Genomic DNA, 2,973 nt, shown 5'->3' with positions numbered 1-2,973 from the left:
CAGGCTCGCCACCATGTCCGGGGTCGGCTGGCAGGCCATCGCAAGGGCGGGAAGAGCAAGCAGAAAGAAATGCCGCATGGCGGTCTCCCATTTGAATGCCCAAGGCTAGCACGTGCACCGGCCTGCGGCCACCCCGGCCCGGGGCCGCCCGATTCGGGTCAAACCCCCTGCGCCTGCTGGAACTGGCTGGCAATCTTGCGAACGTTCGCCTGACGCGATGCATTGGGCGGATGCGTGCCGAGGAACTGATCGCCGGGATCGGGGGTGCGCGAGAAGAAGGCCACCCCCCTGACCGGGTCGTAGCCCGCGCGCCAGGCGATCTCGGCACCGAGCGAATCGGCCTCGGTCTCGTACCCCTTCGAGAAGGTTCGCGAGCCGATCTCGGCGCCGACCGTCGCCGCAGTGTCCACGCCCGAACCCGACAGGCCATAGGCCTGCGCCAGACTGCCGAGCAGGACCGCGCCAAGCTGCGAATTCACCCGGGTCGCAGCCAGATGCCCTTCGATATGATGCGCCGCTTCATGACCGAGTATGAAGGCAAGCTCGTCGGCGTTGCGCGCGTCCTCGATCAGCGGCCTGGTGAACACGATCACCGGGCGGCCGCTCTCGTCCTCGGTCTGGAAGGCGTTGACCGGTTGGTTCGGGCGCTCGTCGACATAGATCTGGTAGTTGCAATTGGCGCGTGGCGCCTTTTCCTGGCAGATCTGCCGCGCCACAGGCGCAACACGCCTGATGACCGTATCGAAATTCCGCCCGGCCTGGCTCGCGCTGACCCGCGGCCCCGATTCGGCCGCCGGCGCGGCGGTCGAGGTTGCCAGCGGGTCGGCTGTCGTGGTGCATCCGGCCACAAGGGCCAGTATGGCGACCGTCGCAAACCGATTCATTGCTGTCTCCTGCTCTGTCCGCGCGCGACATTAGCAGACCCGCGACACAAGGCCAGAGGGTGCATCGGGCGGGCTGACAGGGCGGCGGCGAATCACTAGCATCGCACCATGTTCACCATCGAGCACGAATTCGATTCGACCGTCATCACCCTCGTCGACGAGGGGCCCGAGGTGCTGCTCGAAGATGTCACGATCAACGCCTTCGAGGAATGCATCACCATCGAACAGCTGGAACCGCAAACCGACCGGGTGCAGCGGATCACCCTGTCGATGACCCAGTTGCGCGATCTGCGTGCGGCGCTGAACCTGCCCGAAGGCGTCTACCGGATTCGCTCTTCCGACGCGGCGGACTGACCGGATGGAAAAGCTGCTCGCCCATCGCTCACCGCGGCTGGCAGTGCGCGCCGTTCTACTGGACGACACCGGCCGGCTTCTGCTGGTCAACGCCTGGCCCGGGGCGGATTGCGATCTGTGGTGCGCGCCGGGCGGCGGGGTCGATCCGGGCGGTTCGCTGCCCGACAATCTCGTCCGCGAGATGCGCGAGGAAACCGGCCTTGCCATCGAGGTCGGTTCCCCCTGCCTGATCAACGAGTTTCACGACCCGGAGAGCGGCTTTCATCAGGTCGAGATTTTCTTTCGCTGCACGCTGGCCGCTCCTGCCGACATCGGTGACTGGACCGACCCCGAGGGGGTCGTGACCCGCCGCCGGTGGGTATCGTCCGCAGAGATTGGAGCCTTGCGTGTCAAGCCGTCGAGCCTGCCACGTCTCGCGTTCGAAACCGGCTTCGGATACGACCCCCTGGAGCACATCGTCCGCTGACCCGGTTCCGGGGCTGCGAACAGCCCGGGAGGGTTTCCCCGGAACCGAAAGGGCGGAGTTGTATCGCACGCCATGCTCACATCACGATATTTCGACGCTCACACAACTTGCGCGGGAAGCTGCCCTATCTTGATAAATCCAAGGTGGCACAATACTCGCGGCGTTGAGAAGGCGGTATTTCCGAAGGTCGGGAATTCCATACCATCAGGCCCGGCAGGATTCCGCCGAAGGCAGGCTGACGGCGGCGGAACGCCGCCGCGCCCGATACCGTGCATAGCCGGGCGCAGCGGCCCGGCCGCTCCATCGGACCTGTCGATCCCCGGGCAAGAAAAAGGGGCCGCCAAGGCGACCCCTTTCCCTTCGTTCGTCAGACGGGACGATTACATCATGCCGCCCATGCCGCCCATGCCACCCATGTCGGGCATGCCGCCACCCTGGCCTTTCGGCTCGGGCCGGTCGGCAACCATGGCCTCGGTGGTGATCAGAAGCGAGGCGATCGAGGCCGCATCTTCCAGAGCGGTGCGCACGACCTTGGCCGGGTCGATCACGCCGAACTTGAACATGTCGCCATATTCCTCGGTCTGGGCGTTGAAGCCGAAGGTCGGATCGTCGCTTTCGCGGATCTTGCCGGCCACGACCGAACCGTCGACGCCGGAGTTCTCGGCGATCTGGCGCAGCGGGCTTTCGAGCGCCTTGCGGACGATGGCGATACCGGCGTTCTGATCGGCATTGACGCCTTCCAGACCGGCCAGAGCCTTGGCACCCTGAACCAGAGCGACACCGCCGCCGACGACGACACCTTCCTGCACCGCAGCACGGGTGGCGTTCAGCGCGTCATCGACACGGTCCTTGCGCTCTTTCACCTCGACCTCGGTCATGCCGCCGACGCGGATGACGGCAACGCCGCCAGCCAGCTTGGCAACGCGCTCCTGAAGCTTCTCACGGTCGTAATCCGAGGTGGTCTCCTCGATCTGCTGACGGATCTGGGCAACGCGGGCCTCGATCTCGGCCTTCTGGCCATGGCCATCGACAACCGTGGTCTCGTCCTTGGTGATCGAGATTTTCTTGGCCGAGCCGAGCATGTCGATGGTGACATTCTCCAGCTTCATGCCGAGATCCTCGGAAATCACCTGACCGCCGGTCAGGATGGCGATGTCCTGAAGCATGGCCTTGCGGCGATCGCCAAAGCCCGGCGCCTTGACGGCGGCGATCTTCAGGCCGCCGCGCAGCTTGTTGACGACGAGCGTGGCCAGCGCCTCGCCTTCGACA

Annotated in this window: 4 protein-coding genes; 2 read left to right on the top strand and 2 right to left on the bottom strand. The window is 65.4% G+C overall.

What is annotated here, in order from left to right; genetic code table 11:
• Window positions 1–158: 158 nt before the first annotated feature.
• Window positions 159–884, bottom strand: coding sequence for a M48 family metalloprotease (locus ACK5IR_RS09140; RefSeq protein WP_416928111.1), 726 nt, complete (start codon window positions 882–884; stop codon window positions 159–161).
• Window positions 885–992: 108 nt separating this feature from the next.
• Between ACK5IR_RS09140 and ACK5IR_RS09135 the strand changes: the two genes are divergently transcribed.
• Window positions 993–1,238, top strand: a complete 246-nt coding sequence (locus tag ACK5IR_RS09135) for a hypothetical protein (RefSeq protein ID WP_416928109.1) — start codon at window positions 993–995, stop codon at window positions 1,236–1,238.
• Between the two features lie 4 nt (window positions 1,239–1,242).
• Window positions 1,243–1,704: an NUDIX domain-containing protein gene (locus ACK5IR_RS09130; RefSeq protein WP_416928107.1), complete on the top strand. Its 462-nt coding sequence runs from the start codon at window positions 1,243–1,245 to the stop codon at window positions 1,702–1,704.
• 380 nt (window positions 1,705–2,084) lie between these two features.
• Here the strand turns inward: ACK5IR_RS09130 and groEL are convergent.
• A partial coding sequence (gene groEL, locus ACK5IR_RS09125; RefSeq protein ID WP_416928104.1) for a chaperonin GroEL occupies window positions 2,085–2,973 on the bottom strand: 889 nt, incomplete at its 5' end.

Source organism: Tropicimonas sp. (genome assembly GCF_047971885.1).
Classification (GTDB): domain Bacteria; phylum Pseudomonadota; class Alphaproteobacteria; order Rhodobacterales; family Rhodobacteraceae; genus Tropicimonas.
Note: the sequence above shows the minus strand (reverse complement) of the source record. Positions and strands in the feature narration are given on the sequence as shown.

What these genes read in the sequence shown, in the direction of transcription:
- ACK5IR_RS09140 (WP_416928111.1), bottom strand. Translation starts at nt 884, where the DNA reads ATGAATCGGTTTGCGACGGTCGCCATACTGGCCCTTGTGGCCGGATGC.
- ACK5IR_RS09135 (WP_416928109.1), top strand. Translation starts at nt 993, where the DNA reads ATGTTCACCATCGAGCACGAATTCGATTCGACCGTCATCACCCTCGTC.
- ACK5IR_RS09130 (WP_416928107.1), top strand. Translation starts at nt 1,243, where the DNA reads ATGGAAAAGCTGCTCGCCCATCGCTCACCGCGGCTGGCAGTGCGCGCC.